10 protein-coding genes are annotated in these 13,333 nt (G+C 68.5%); 7 read left to right on the plus strand and 3 right to left on the minus strand.

What is annotated here, in order from left to right; translation table 11 throughout:
• The first annotated feature begins 314 nt into the window (after nucleotides 1-314).
• The 7 genes from JOE67_RS06610 to JOE67_RS06640 all read left to right on the plus strand — a co-directional run bounded on the left by JOE67_RS06610 (nucleotide 315) and on the right by JOE67_RS06640 (nucleotide 7,846).
• Nucleotides 315-1,586: an ABC transporter substrate-binding protein gene (locus JOE67_RS06610; protein ID WP_204974700.1), complete on the plus strand. Its 1,272-nt coding sequence runs from the start codon at nucleotides 315-317 to the stop codon at nucleotides 1,584-1,586.
• Nucleotides 1,587-1,659: 73 nt separating this feature from the next.
• Entirely contained in the window at nucleotides 1,660-2,577 is a 918-nt protein-coding gene (locus JOE67_RS06615) for a carbohydrate ABC transporter permease (protein WP_204974701.1), read from the plus strand.
• Entirely contained in the window at nucleotides 2,577-3,434 is an 858-nt protein-coding gene (locus JOE67_RS06620; RefSeq protein WP_239528016.1) for a carbohydrate ABC transporter permease, read from the plus strand. The genes JOE67_RS06615 and JOE67_RS06620 overlap by 1 nt, the downstream gene beginning before the upstream one ends.
• A 2-nt stretch (nucleotides 3,435-3,436) precedes the next feature.
• Nucleotides 3,437-5,341, plus strand: coding sequence for a DUF8034 domain-containing protein (locus JOE67_RS06625; RefSeq protein WP_239528018.1), 1,905 nt, complete (start codon nucleotides 3,437-3,439; stop codon nucleotides 5,339-5,341).
• Nucleotides 5,338-6,138 carry an RraA family protein gene (locus tag JOE67_RS06630; RefSeq protein ID WP_204974703.1) on the plus strand — a complete coding sequence of 267 codons (801 nt, stop codon included), beginning with the start codon at nucleotides 5,338-5,340 and terminating at the stop codon, nucleotides 6,136-6,138. Before JOE67_RS06625 ends, JOE67_RS06630 begins: the two co-directional genes overlap by 4 nt.
• Nucleotides 6,108-7,046, plus strand: coding sequence for an aldo/keto reductase (locus JOE67_RS06635; protein ID WP_204974704.1), 939 nt, complete (start codon nucleotides 6,108-6,110; stop codon nucleotides 7,044-7,046). The genes JOE67_RS06630 and JOE67_RS06635 overlap by 31 nt, the downstream gene beginning before the upstream one ends.
• A 2-nt stretch (nucleotides 7,047-7,048) precedes the next feature.
• On the plus strand, nucleotides 7,049-7,846 hold the full coding sequence (locus JOE67_RS06640) for an amidohydrolase family protein (RefSeq protein WP_239528445.1): 798 nt from the start codon (nucleotides 7,049-7,051) through the stop codon (nucleotides 7,844-7,846).
• A 27-nt stretch (nucleotides 7,847-7,873) separates the two neighbouring features.
• On the opposite strand, the gene JOE67_RS06645 is transcribed toward JOE67_RS06640, so the two are convergent.
• From JOE67_RS06645 to JOE67_RS06655, 3 genes are read right to left on the minus strand one after another with little or no spacing between them, the layout of a single operon-like run.
• Nucleotides 7,874-8,524 carry a GntR family transcriptional regulator gene (locus tag JOE67_RS06645; protein ID WP_204974706.1) on the minus strand — a complete coding sequence of 217 codons (651 nt, stop codon included), beginning with the start codon at nucleotides 8,522-8,524 and terminating at the stop codon, nucleotides 7,874-7,876.
• Between the two features lie 32 nt (nucleotides 8,525-8,556).
• Entirely contained in the window at nucleotides 8,557-9,159 is a 603-nt protein-coding gene (locus JOE67_RS06650; protein ID WP_204974707.1) for an SGNH/GDSL hydrolase family protein, read from the minus strand.
• Nucleotides 9,150-13,211: an Ig-like domain-containing protein gene (locus tag JOE67_RS06655; protein ID WP_204974708.1), complete on the minus strand. Its 4,062-nt coding sequence runs from the start codon at nucleotides 13,209-13,211 to the stop codon at nucleotides 9,150-9,152. The genes JOE67_RS06650 and JOE67_RS06655 overlap by 10 nt, the downstream gene beginning before the upstream one ends.
• Nucleotides 13,212-13,333: the final 122 nt, after the last annotated feature.

A 13,333-nucleotide genomic window follows, 5' to 3' on the forward strand; every position in this document is an offset into this window, starting at 1 on the left:
ACGTTCAGGTCGCGATCCGCCACGGAAAGAACCCCGAATAGCGGGCCGAAGTGCGACCTGAACGACAGGCGGCCGGGCCGAATCGCGACCCGAACAAGCACGTGCCCGAGTCAGCGGGCCGAATTGGCGACCTGAACGAGCACGGCGGACAGCGCCCGCCCGGGCCAGCGCCCGCCCGGGCCAGCGCCCGCCGAGACCCGCACGCGCCGCGGGTGGCGGATGCCCCCACCCATGGACGCCGTCCGGAGCACTTCACAAACGATTATCGATTAGTGTAATCTCCTGAGCAGCACCCACCCCCGAAAGGATCAATGATGATCAAGGCTCGACTTCTTCCCGCGGTCGGCATCACCGCCGTCGCGGCACTCGCCCTGGCGGGCTGCAGCGGCAGCGCCGGCGCCGGCGAGGGCGGTGACTCGAACGAGAAGGTCACCCTGCGGATGCTCGTGAACGTCACGCCCAACCTCACCGAGGAGTTCTGGAACGACCTGGTCGCCCCGTTCGAGAAGGCGAACGAGAACATCGACGTCGTCATCCAGGACCCGGGCGCCGAGGGCGTCGCGGCCGCCGTGCCCCGTCTGCTGGCATCCGGCGACGCCCCCGACATCGTCCAGTCCCTCGCCCCGAACGGGAAGCTCGCCCCCGAGCTCGTCGACCTCTCGCAGTACGAATGGGCCAAGAACGGCCCGCTCGCCGAGCAGTACTCGATGGACGGCAAGTACCTCATGGCCGGCATCGGCGTGCAGCTGCAGAGCCTGTTCTTCTACAACAAGACCGCCTTCGAAGAGGCGGGCATCACCGAGCTCCCCGAGACCGTCGACGATCTGACCGCCGCGCTCGGCAAGCTCAAGGACGCCGGCTGGACTCCGATCCAGGAGGGCGGCGACTGGATGTCGAGCCACACCCTGCAGTCGCTCGCCCTGCCCTCGGTGATCGCAGAGAACCCGAAGTGGTACCAGCAGATGTCGGCCGGCGAGGTCACCTTCGGTGAGACCTACGGCCCGGCGATCGAGGTCTTCTCGGACTGGGTGAAGCAGGGCTACGTGCCGAAGGAGGCGCTGGGCATCAAGTACCCGGATGCCGAGCAGTCGTTCCTCTCGGGCAAGACCGCGATCTACTCCATGGGCAGCTGGTTCGCCGGATCGCAGGCGAAGGCAGCGGACTCGGCCGAGATCGGCGTCTTCCGCGCGCCCGCGATGGATGCCGGTGAGCAGCCGGCGATGGGCGCGAACATCGCCAGCCCGTACTCGATCCTCAAGGTGAGCGAGCACCAGGACGCAGCGGCGAAGCTGATCGAGTACCTCACCACCGACAAGACGGCGGTGGCCGATCAGCTCGAGGTCGACGGCAACTTCCGCGACGGCTACGAGTACGAGATGACCGACCTCGGCAAGGAGCTGCTGCAGATCGTCGCCGACACCCCGGCTGAGGCATACACCCCCACCGGCGGCGGCTACGGCGAGCGCACCCTGCCCGACGGCTACGCCAACGAGATCAATACCCAGACGCAGGCGCTGATGGGCGGCACGTCGGCCGCCGACGTCGTCGAGGCGATGGATGCCTGGTTCGCTGCGAACGCGGGCTGATCTGCCCTCCGTGTCCCGGGGCGCCCGCCGCCCCGGGACACGCACGCCCCACCCCCGACAGGAGCCTCGACGCATGAGCTCGACGATCGCCCCGCAGCGTCGCAGCGGCGCCGCGCAGCGCTGGCGGCGCCGCGTCCCCGGCCTGATCATGGCCACTCCCGCCGTGGCGGTGTTCCTCGCGATGTTCGTCATCCCGATGATCCTTGCCGGAGTGCTGAGCTTCACCGACTGGACGGGCTACAGCCTCAACTTCGACTTCGTCGGCTGGGACAACTACGCCAGGGCCTTCCGCAACCCCCGCTCGATCTCGGCCGCCGTGTTCACGGGCGTCATCGCCCTCGTCGGCACGCTGTTCTGCAACCTGGTCGGTCTCGCGATCGCCGCGCTGATCTCGGGACCGGGGCGCTCGAACACGATTCTGCGGACGATCTTCTTCTACCCGTACGTGATCAGCTCACTGATCATCGGCTTCATCTGGTCGGCGATGCTCGCCCCGACCGGCGCGGTGAACGGGATGCTCGCCTCCTTCGGCCTTCCGGCCATGCCATTCCTCACCGACCCGACCTTCGCGAAGGCGAGCGTGATCTTCACCATCGTGTGGTCGCATTTCGGCTTCAACATGATCCTCTTCCTCGCCGGCATCAAGTCGGTGCCCGCCGAGTACTACGAGGCGGCGACGGTGGACGGCGCATCGCGCTGGCAGCAGTTCCGCTCGATCACGGTCCCCCTGATCGCACCGGTGTTCACCGTGAACATCGTGCTGACCCTGGTCGGGCTGCTCAAGGCCTACGACGTCGTGCTGTCGCTGACCGACGGCGGACCGGCGGGCTCGACCCAGACGATCGTCTACCAGATCCTCAAGGACTCGTTCGCGAACTCGGCGCTGGGATTCGGCGCCGCGCAGTCGATCGTGCTCCTCATCGTGACGGCCGTGATCGGCCTCGGCGTGACGCTGGTGCGCCGCCGTGCAGAGCAGAAGGCGGTCGACTGATGATCCGGCAGACGCGCAACCGCCCCTCGGCACTGGTCGGCGGCATCCGCTGGCTCGTGCTCGGAGTCGTGGCGATCACGATGCTGATCCCCATGTACACGATGGTGATCAACGCCTTCAAGCCGCAGAAGGACATCATCGAGAGCCCCCTGCTGATCACCCCGCAGAGCTTCACCCTCGACTTCCTGTGGGCGGCGATCACCAGCAGCAAGTTCAACGTCATCGCCGCGTACGGCATCACACTGCTGTTCGTCGTGGTGGTCAACATCTTCTGCATCCTGCTGTCGGCTCCGGTCGCCTACGTGATCGCGCGCGGCCGCTCGAAGTGGCATCTTGGTCTGCTGCTGCTGTTCGTCTCCGGCCTGTTCATCCCCGGTCAGGTCACGCTGATCCCTGTGGTCTTCGTGCTGCGGATGCTGGGACTGATCAACACCATCCCCGGCTTCATCCTGTTCGAGACCGCGGCGACGCTGCCTGTCACGATCTTCCTGTTCAGCGCGTATCTGCGCAGCGTGCCCCGCGACATCGACGAGGCGGCGGCGCTCGACGGAGCAGGACCGGTGCGCGCGTTCTGGTCGTGCATCTTCCCGATCATGAAGCCGGTCGTCGCGACGATCGTCGTGCTCAACTCGATCGGCGTGTGGAACGACTTCGTCAGCCCGCAGATCATCCTCGGGCCGAGCTCGGGCATCTACACGGTCACGACCGGCGTATACGCCGCGGTCGGCCAGTTCTCGACCGACTACACGCAGGTGTTCCCGACCCTGCTGCTCGCGGTGCTGCCTGCCATGGTGTTCTTCATCGTCATGCAGCGGCACATCATCGGCGGCCTCGTGGCCGGTGCGACGAAGGGATGACCATGACCCCCCTCTCCGCTCCGCTGCGCTCGATCCCTGCCTGGGCGGTGCTGCAGCGACGCCTCTTCGACGAGGTCGAGCAGGCCAGACGCGTGTTCCGCGATCGCTACACCACACCCGACGGACGGCTGCGCGGGGTGGCCGAGTTCGAGGACCGTGACGGGGTCGACGACCTGTACGAGCCGTTCTTCAACTGGCCGGCGTTCTACCTGCTGGGCGGGCCGGATGAGGCTCTCGCCGACAGCAAGCGCGTCTGGGAGGGCGTGACGGCTCAGCTGACCGAGGCGGGCATGCTGACCGACGAGTACGACAACGGCTACGACTGGTTCCACCAGGGCGAGTCGCTGCTGTTCTTCGCCGGCATCTGCGCCGCCGATCCGGCGGATGCCCGGTACGCGACGCGCGCGCGGCGCTTCGCGCGCCTGTTCATCGACCCCGCGCAGGGCAACTACGACGCCGAGCACAATGTTCTCCGCGCTCCGCACAACGGCGCCCTTGGCGCCCGGCCTGGTCTCGACGACACGGTCGTTCCCTACTCGGCCGATCGTGCCGAGATGCGCCCCTACGGGCTGCCGATCCACGGCCTGGACGGCATCCGCACCTGGGACGACCTCGCCGACCCCGAGAAGGCGCTGCGGATGTCGGAGGAGATGCATCGACGTGCGCAGGGCGACATCGCCGTGAATCTCGCGGCGACCTCGCTCGCCGCGAACGCCTGGCTGTACGACGGCGACGACACCGCTGCCGCGTGGATCCGGCGCTACGTCGACGGCTGGCGCGAGCGCACAGGCGACAGCATCATGCCCGACAGCGTCGGACCGGACGGCGTGGCCGGATCGATGCAGGAGGGTCGCTGGTGGGGCGGGCACTACGGCTGGACCTGGCCGCACGGCTTCCACTCGGTGGGGATGAGCGCTCTCATCGGAGCGCTCAATCACGCCCTCATCAGTCGCGACGACGCGGCTCTCGATCTCGTGCGCACCATGCTCGACACTCTGCTCGCGGAGGCGCGCTCCGGCTCGGTCGCCGAGAGCTCGTACAGCCTCCGCGGAGGGTGGACGGCGCGCTTCGGCGCCGCCGCACAGGAACAAGGGATGCTGGTGCCGTATCGCCACGGGGCTGACGGCTGGTTCGACTTCGGCCCGCTCCAGCTCGACGTGCCGGTGTGGCTCTGGTGGTGGACGCGCTCGGACGCCGACCGAGAGCGCCTCGAACGCGCGATCGCTGGCATCCCCGCATCCGCCGACCGCATCGCCCCCTTCCGCGACAAGACGGAGGCGGGCCACGAGGCGGGCTGGTTCGACTTCCTCTCCGGCCGCCTGCCCGACTACCCGGAGCGCGCCCTCGAGATGGCGCTGGGGCAGGTCGCCAGGCGCACCGCGATGATGCTGGGTGATGCGCAGGACCCCGATGCCACCCACCTGCACTTCTGGCAGCGGGTGAACCCGGTGGTCACCGAGGTACTGACGCAGCTCATCGGCGGGGCGCCTCAGGTGCTGTACAACGGCGGGCTCGGGCACACTGCGCTGCGCTACGAAGACGTCGATCGCGCACGACCCGGTCTGCCCGACGACGTGGCGGCGCTCGTGCACCGGCTCGACGCCGACGGCGTCGGCGTGCGACTGGTGAACACCTCGATCGTGCACACCCGCACCGTGCGGCTGCGCGGCGGGCGCTTCGGCCTCGACCGCATCGTGCGGGCCGCCGCCGCCGTCGAGGACTCCTCGGGCCACCCCGGCGCATCCGGCACATACGCCTCGCCGATAGGGGCCGTCGCGCTCGCCACCGTCGACTGCGACGACGATCTGGTCGTCGTGCTCCCTCCCGCGCACGGCACCGACCTCGACCTGACCATCGCGCGGGCGACCGGCTCGCCCCGCCACCTCACCTTCGAAGGACAGCCATGAGCGACGACCTGATCCGGCCCGACTTCCCCCTGCCCGTGCGTGGATCGCAGTACAGCCGCACCGACGAGGCCGTGATCGACGAGTTCGCCTCGATCTCCTCAGCGACGGCGTGCGCGAAGCTGCATCAGCTCGGCATCCGCCGCACCTTCGTCGACGGGCCACGGCCGCTGACGACCGGCACGCGGGTGGTCGGCTCCGCTCTGACCCTGCAGTTCATGCCGCAGCGCGAGGACCTCGCGCTGCCGCAGGACCCGACGGCCGGCGTCGAGCAGGAGTACGCCGAGCGTCACACCGCGCTCTGGCACGTGCTCGAAGCCGTGCAGCCCGGCGATGTGCTGGTCGTGCAGGCCTATGGCAGCCGCTTCTCGGGCTGCCTGGGCGACATCCTGGTCCGCTACTTCATGCGCAAGGGCGGCGCGGGGATCGTCGTCGACGGGCGCATCCGCGACGCGGCCCGCATCCGCGAGCTCGGGATCCCCGTCTGGTGCACGGGCGAGACGCCGCACTATGCCTCCCAGTCCGAGCTCGCTCCGTGGGCGTACGACGTGCCGGTCGCCGTCGGCGGCGCCCTGTGCATGCCGGGCGACCTCATCGTCGCCGACGACGACGGTCCGGTAGTCGTACCGCAGGCGATGGCACCGCAGGTGGTCGCCTCGGCGCGCGATCACGAGGAATGGGAGGTGTTCAGCCGCCAGCGCCTCGACGAGGGCGCGCGTCTGAGCGACTATTACCCCCTGACCCCCGACAGCCGTGAGGAGTACGAGGCATGGCGTTCGCTGCAGAGCTCCGCCCGCTGACGCCCGTCGCCGGCGCACACGACGACCTCGGTCTCGGGTGCGCGCCGATCGGCAACCTGTTCACCCCGGTGACGGACGCCGATGCGGTGGCGACGATCGAGACGGCGCTGTCTCTGGGGGTGCGGTTCTTCGACACCGCGCCCCTGTATGGCGACGGCGAGAGCGAGCGCAAGCTGGGCCTCGCTCTGCGAGGTGTGCCGCGGAATGAGGTGGTGCTCGCCACCAAGGTCGGCCGCCGCCTCCTGGATGCCGACGGCTCGCCCGTCGCCCCCGGCGCCACCGGCTCGTCGTCGGTGACCGATCTCAGTCGTGATGGCGTGTGGCGCAGCCTCGAGGGCTCGCTTGCACGCCTGGGCACCGACCGCGTGGATGTGCTGCACCTGCACGACCCGCTCGATGTCGAGGCCGGCCTCTCTGGAGCGATGACGGCGCTGACGGAGCTGCGCACCCAAGGGGTGGTGCGGGCGATCAGCGTGGGGCTCGGGCGCCTCGAGCCTCTCGAGCGCTTCGTCGCGTCGGCTCCCCTCGACGTGGTGATGGAGGCCGGGCGGCTGACGCTGCTCGACCGGTCGGCAGAGGAGCGCCTGATGCCCCTGGCCGAGGCACGCGGCATCGGGGTGATCGCCGCCGGCGTGTTCAACTCGGGCATCCTCGCCGACCCAGACACCGCGCCGTTCTTCGAGTACCGACCGGCGGATGCCGACCAGATCGAGCGGGCGCGCCGGCTTCAGGCGCTGTGCCGCGAGCACGGCGTCGCGCTGGCCGACGCCGCCGTGCAGTTCCCCCTGCGCCGCGGCGCCGACGCCGTCGTCGTCGGCGCTCGCACGCCCGCCGAGGTCGAGGCGTTCGTCGCAGGGCGAGGGGCCGAGATCCCGGCGGCGCTGTGGGACGCGCTCGTGCGCGGGTGACCATGCGGATCGTCGACGCGCACGTGCACGTGTGGGATGCGACGGCGTTTCCCATCCCCTGGCTGCGCGACGGGATGGGCCTGCCCGCCGTGGCGTCGCCCGCCGACTACCGCGCCGTGGCCGAGGCCTGCGGGATCGTCTCGGGGGTCGCGGTGCAGGTCGCCGACTCGGCCGCGGAGGCGCGCTGGCTCTCCGCCATCACCGACGCGGATGCCGTGCTGTCGCGCGCTGTGCTGCAGTACGAGCCGGCGCCCGGCCGGGCCTTCGGGGCGACGGCGGACGGCGGTGCGGGCTTCTCCGGCATCCGAGCCGCTGTGCCGCAGCGCGCCGCCGATCTCTCGGATGTGCCTGGCCTCGACCGGCTCGCCGCCGCGCTCGGCGCATCGGGGCGCGTTCTCGAGCTGCTGATCCGCCCCGAGCAGCTCGGCGGGGCCGCGGCTCTGGCTGCCCGGCATCCGTCGACACCCGTGGTGATCTGTCATCTCGGCCTCGGCTTCGCTGACGCGACCGCCGAATGGGCCGCCGGCCTCGGCGCTCTCGCGGGGCAGCCCAACGCGCACGCGAAGTTCTCTGGACTGATCTCGCCGACCCGCACCGATGCCGAGCTCTCGCACATGGCCGATATCGCCCTCGCCGCGTTCGGTCCCGAGAGGCTGATGTTCGGCGGCGACTGGCCGCTCTCGGTCCGCGTCGCGGACTATCCTCGGCTGCTCACGAGAGTGCGTCTGGCGGTGCCGGATGCCGCAGGTGCAGCCTTCTGGCACGGCACCGCCGAGCGGTTGTACGGCCTGCACGCCTGACAGGCGTCGCCCACGAGACGCGGTGCGTCAGTCGAGCAGCGTTCCCGCCGCGTGCGCACGGAACAGGTCGGCTGCGGCGTCGGGCGCATCGCCCTCGAGCACGTCGAGCAGACCGCGGTGCCAGTCGGCGACCTCGTGCCAGTCGCCCGTGAAGGTCGGGTCGCCGAGCACGTGCATCGAGCGCAGGCTCGGCTCGAGCAGATCCCACATCTTGGGAAGGTACGCGTTGCCGCTCGCCTCGATCACGGCGCGGTGGAACGCGAAGTCGAGTTCGCGGAAGCGCGCGAGATCGCTGTTCTCGGCTGCCGTGTGCATGCCCTCGATGAACTGTTCGAGAGCGCTGCGCCGCTCGGCGTCCAGCCCGCCGCAGGCCAGGCGACCCGCGAGCGCCTCCAGTTCGACCCTGGCGACCTTCGCCTGCGCCGCCTCTTCGGCCGAGTAGCTGGCGACGAAGTTGCCCTGATGGCGAACGTGCGAGACGAGACCCTCGTGCGCCAGGCGCTTGAGGGCGTCGCGCACCGGCGCCTGACTCACCTCGAGCTGGCGGGCGAGCTGCGACTCGACGAGCTGCTCCCCCGGACCCAGCGTCGAGTCCTTGATCATCGCCTTGATCATGGCGTAGATCTGGTCAGACAGCAGTCCGCGCTGCAGGCCTGCGGCGCCCATCACATCGGTCATGGTGCTCATTCTACTTCCGTTATCGACTATCGCTAATGACCCAGCGCGCGGTAGGCATCGCGCCAGGCCTGCGCGATCGCGCGCGATGCCTCCGGCAGCGGATGCACGCCGTCGGGGGCGAGGTCCGCGGCATCCCGTCCGCGAGCGGCCTCGGTCAGCACATCGTGCAGCCGCACCAGCTGCGCGCCGAACCCGGTCGCGAGCCGGGCGACCGCCGCGCGCTTCTCGTCCAGCTCCGGGAGCCACTCGCGCTGCTCGTCGCTCACGGGCAGCAGGTACGGCTCCATGAGGATGAGCTGCGGCGAACCGGCCCGGACCGCCGAGGCCAGCAGGCCGCGCATCGTCGACTCGAACCGCTCTGTCGGCGTGGGGTCGCCACTGTCGAAGCGACGCCAGACCTCGTTCACGCCGACGTAGACCGTCAGCACGTCCGGCGCCGCCGGCAGCAGATCCGAGTCCCACCGGGCGGCGAGATCCGCCGCCCGGTTGCCGGCGATGCCGAGGTTGACCACCTCGGCACCGCCGGCCGTCAGCTCGGGCGCGAGCATCGAGACATAGCCGTCGCCGAGCGAGCTCGGGTCGGTCCTGTCGCGTCCGGCGTCCGTGATCGAATCGCCGATGAAGATCAGCCGCATCGCTCCACTTCCAGATCCTTCTTGTTGTCCTTCGGTCGCACCGAGATCGGCAGCGTCACCGTCGCACCCTCGTGCGTCACGGTGAGCGTCTGCTTCGGCGCCACCTTCCGGCTGTCGAATCCGCTCACCATATCGGCCGTCACCTGCATCTGCGTCACGCGGTCGTCGCTCCACGCGACATCGAGCAGCATGCCTGAGACGTCGAGTTCCTCACCACGCAGGTAGCGGGTCTTGGGAGTGGCGTCCTTCGACCAGCAGATCGACACGACCTCGGCGTCCGACGGCGCCGGACGCACCGCGAAGGTGTTGGTCTTGCCGTAGTGATACAGGTTGAAGAAGCCGTCCGCCGCGATCTTCAGGTTCTCGCGTGCGTCCAGCATGTTCCACACGGTCTTGCCGTCCACCCGCAGCACGACGCGACTCGCGTCGCCCTCCTCGATCGCGCCCACCTCGATGAGATGGGTGCTGTCCGGCTCGATGACGGTGTTCGGGATGATGTCGAGCATCGTCTGGCCGGGAGACCAGCTCTGGAACTCGATCGTGTCCTCCTTGATGACGAACACATACCCGGTGTTCGAGTTCTGCCAGGCCGGAAGACCGGTCTGATCGGAGCGCACCTGGAAGCCGTACCAGCCGCCGTCGAACGTGCCGAAGTCCGCCTCGACCTGAAGCAGCTTCGAGCCGAATCGCTCGGCCTTGTAGCCGTACACGCCCTGTTCCGTCAGCTTCACGCCGTTCTCATCGACGGCGATCCCCTTCGCGACGCTCCAGTTCGCGGCATCCGTCAGCTGCTCGTCGAGCCGCTGAGTCGGATACTCCGCATCCGTGACCGTCACCGCGACCTGGGCGGTCAGCGACGGATCGGCGACGGATGCGGCAGTGATCGTTGTCGTCCCCGCGCTCACCCCGGCGATGCGGCCGTCGGCGACGGTCGCGATCGCGGGATCGGCGCTTGTCCAGCTGACGCGCGTGTCACTGGCGTCTTCCGGAGCGGTGGTCGCCTTGACCGTCCGGCGCTCGCCGGTGCGGAGGTCGAGCTTCTCGGAGTCGAGCACCACGCCCGTCACCGGCACATCCGAGAGCGAGAAGCCGATGTTGTCGATGTCGAGGCTCGTGAAGCCCTCGACGTAGAAGCCGACGCGACCGGCTGCCGCGGGTGCGGGATCCTTGCCCTCGAGCGACACCTTGCCATTGGTGACGATGCGGATCGTGCCGTCCTGCACGGCGATGCGCACGTGCGAGGTGCGGCCGTTCGGAAGGCCCTCGCCGGCGGGCAGCACCTTCTCGGCGACGATCTGCCAGTTGCTGTCGAAGATGGTCCAGGTGGGGCCGGCGTCGGCGTTGCGGTAGCGGATGTAGCCCCCGCGGTTCTGATGGCGGTTGTAGATCAGCAGATCGGACTTCACCGTGTCGCCCGCGGGCGGGGTGACGTCGAAGTCGAGCACGAACTCGCTGAAGTCCCTCGGCAGCAGGGCGTTGGCGCCGTTCACGATGCGGTAGACCTTGTTGCCGCTCGCATCCGTCTGGATGCTGCGGTTGGGGTCGGTCGGCCAGCCGTTCGCGCCCGATTCGAAGTCGGTGAAGTGCAGCACGCCGTCACCCTCCGAGACGATCACCTCGATGGTGGCCGTCTTGGCGGAGTCCGACTTCGCCGTCGCCGTGATCGTCGTGGCGCCAGGGCCCACGCCGAGCACGATGCCCTTGTCGTTCACGGTGACGACCGATGTGTCGGCCGAGGCGTAGGTGAACTCGGCACCCGACGCGTTCCACGGCAGCGGGACCGCGCGGAGGCGCACCTCGTCACCGGCGTCGAGCAGCAGCTTCTCGCTGTCGAAGGCGACCGCCTCCAAGTCGATGCTCTCGGGCGACTGGGAGTGGCCGATATGGCCCTGCAGCCCGATCTTGTCGAAGGCGATGGCCTCGAACCCGGGGATCTTCGTGAAGACCTCGGAGTCGGCTTTCAGCGTGTAGTCGCCGTTCGCCGCATCGACGAAGCCGGGGTCGGCTGTGGCGACCATGTTGACACCGTAGTTGAGCAGGTTCTTGCCGTCTTTCGCGCCCTGATCGTTGATGCCGGCGATCGGCTTGCGGTTCGGGTTCCAGACGACGTTCTTCGCGAACGTGCTGTGGTTCGGGTAGTAGTGGTCGTCCTCGAAGAAGTGCCCGAGCTCGGGGTACTTCTCGAGGTACGGGGTTCCGACGAAGTCGTTGTTCTCCTCGAAGACGCGCTTCCACTCCGGCATGTACGAACGGTCGACCACGTTGCCCTCCTGGTCGCCCATCCACTGCTCGTAGTTGTCGTAGGGCGCGAAGGCGTCGACGAAGACGTTGTTCGTCGCGGAGATGTAGTCGGCGGACCCGCTCTTGATCGCCGCGTTGCCCATGTTGACGAACACGTTCTTCTCGATCGTGAGGTCCCACGTGAAGTTGTCGGCGTAGATGCCCTCGACGCCGGCCATGCCGACCCCGATGTCGTGGAAGTGGTTCTCGCGGAACACGTGGCCGCGCTGCTGCGGGGTCATGCCCGAGTTCATGTAGATCGCACCCAGGTCGTTGAACATCTTGCAGACGTCGTACACCTCGTTGCGCTCGAACAGGTGGTCGTTGCCGTGCACGATGATGCCGGGGTGCGGTGCGTCGTGGATCTTGTTGTTCTTGGCGACGTTGCCGACGCCGTCGAACATCACGCCGGGGTTGTAGGCCTTGTGGTAGTACGCGAAGTCGGCGATCTCAGAGTTCTGCACCCGGTTGCGCCCTGGCGCGAGGGTCTTCTTGTCGCCGCCCTGCAGCACGACGCCGACACCGCCGACGTGAGTGATCCGCGAGTCGGTGACCGCGTGGTCGCGTCCGCCCCTGTTGATCGGGATGCCGTCGTACGTGTACCTGCCCGGCGAGTTGATCAGCACACCGCCGTCGGTGAAGTTGCGGATGTCGGCGTGCGAGATGGTGACGTTCGACCCGCCGAGGACGACGGCCGCGGTCGCCCTGCCGTACTCCATGACGATGTCGTCGAAGGTGATGTGCGAGGCATCCTCGGCGCGGATCATCGGCTCGTCGAGCGTGGTGACCGTCACGTCGCCGCGGCCCTGGGTGAAGGCGGCGTTCGGGATGAGGTAGAGCTTGCCGGCGTCGCGATCGATGTAGTACTCACCGGGAGCGTCGAGCTCTTCGAGAAGGTTCTGCGCGAAGTGGAAGTCAGGGAACCAGCTCTTCATGATTCCGGACATCTCGCCGTAGCGCAGCGTGATGGTCTTGGCGGCCGTGTCGATCTTCTCGATCTTGTTGTACGACCATTCCCAGCTGTAGCCGAAGATGCCGTCGAGCCAGATGTCCTTCGCCGCCGTCCAGTGCTTGGGGCGGTCGTAGGTGTAGGCGAACGTGCCACCGCGCTCCTGCAGGTCGGCGTCGCTGCGGGTGGGGCCGGGGTCGATGATGTCGCCCATCTGCACGGTGGGAGTCGCGGCGTCGGCGTTGGGCCAGCGGGCGAGAGTCATGCCCTGCCCCTCGATGAACAGCTCCATCGGCGGGGTCTCGCTGACGTCGTTCGCCTTCCAGTATCCGTGCCTGCTCAGCTGGCCGTAATCGGTGAGGCCCATGGCCTCGAGGTCGATCTCGAGCACCTTGTCTCGCGCGCTCGCCTCGACGATGCGCTCGGTGACCGCGGTGTCGGAGACCTTCGAGAACCGGTCGCGCGGCAGATCGCGCCCTCCCGTCAGGGTCGCCGTCTCGCCGGGGTACGAGCGGTACTCGATGGGCGCGTCGGCGGTGCCCGAGTCGTCTGCGCCGAGCAGGAACGACGAGCTGCGCTGGTACTCGCCCTCGCGCAGCAGGACGGTCATTCCCTCGGGCAGGCCGGTGTCGCCTTTGAGTTGGCGGATGCGGTCGCGCGCGCCTTCGAGTGTGGCCAGAGGTGCATCGATGGACCCCGCTGCGCTGTCGTCACCTCCCGGTGCCACATACAGTGTCGGTCCGTCGGCGGCCGACGCGGGCGCGACCGCGAAGGCCGTGCCGATCATCGCCGCGATCGCAGCTGCTGCAAGTGCACGCTTCATTGCGTCTCCGATTGCTCTCTGGGGAGTGGGCCGATCGGACGACCCATCGGGAGCCTAGCTAATCGATAATCGCTAATCAAGGATGGATCTGGCGTCCGTCCGAGACATGAACTGCACACTTC

The sequence above is a fragment of the Microbacterium esteraromaticum genome, from assembly GCF_016907315.1.
Taxonomy (GTDB): domain Bacteria; phylum Actinomycetota; class Actinomycetes; order Actinomycetales; family Microbacteriaceae; genus Microbacterium; species Microbacterium esteraromaticum.

What these genes read in the sequence shown, in the direction of transcription:
- JOE67_RS06610 (WP_204974700.1), top strand. Translation starts at nt 315, where the DNA reads ATGATCAAGGCTCGACTTCTTCCCGCGGTCGGCATCACCGCCGTCGCG.
- JOE67_RS06615 (WP_204974701.1), top strand. Translation starts at nt 1,660, where the DNA reads ATGAGCTCGACGATCGCCCCGCAGCGTCGCAGCGGCGCCGCGCAGCGC.
- JOE67_RS06620 (WP_239528016.1), top strand. Translation starts at nt 2,577, where the DNA reads ATGATCCGGCAGACGCGCAACCGCCCCTCGGCACTGGTCGGCGGCATC.
- JOE67_RS06625 (WP_239528018.1), top strand. Translation starts at nt 3,437, where the DNA reads ATGACCCCCCTCTCCGCTCCGCTGCGCTCGATCCCTGCCTGGGCGGTG.
- JOE67_RS06630 (WP_204974703.1), top strand. Translation starts at nt 5,338, where the DNA reads ATGAGCGACGACCTGATCCGGCCCGACTTCCCCCTGCCCGTGCGTGGA.
- JOE67_RS06635 (WP_204974704.1), top strand. Translation starts at nt 6,108, where the DNA reads ATGGCGTTCGCTGCAGAGCTCCGCCCGCTGACGCCCGTCGCCGGCGCA.
- JOE67_RS06640 (WP_239528445.1), top strand. Translation starts at nt 7,049, where the DNA reads ATGCGGATCGTCGACGCGCACGTGCACGTGTGGGATGCGACGGCGTTT.
- JOE67_RS06645 (WP_204974706.1), bottom strand. Translation starts at nt 8,524, where the DNA reads ATGACCGATGTGATGGGCGCCGCAGGCCTGCAGCGCGGACTGCTGTCT.
- JOE67_RS06650 (WP_204974707.1), bottom strand. Translation starts at nt 9,159, where the DNA reads ATGCGGCTGATCTTCATCGGCGATTCGATCACGGACGCCGGACGCGAC.
- JOE67_RS06655 (WP_204974708.1), bottom strand. Translation starts at nt 13,211, where the DNA reads ATGAAGCGTGCACTTGCAGCAGCTGCGATCGCGGCGATGATCGGCACG.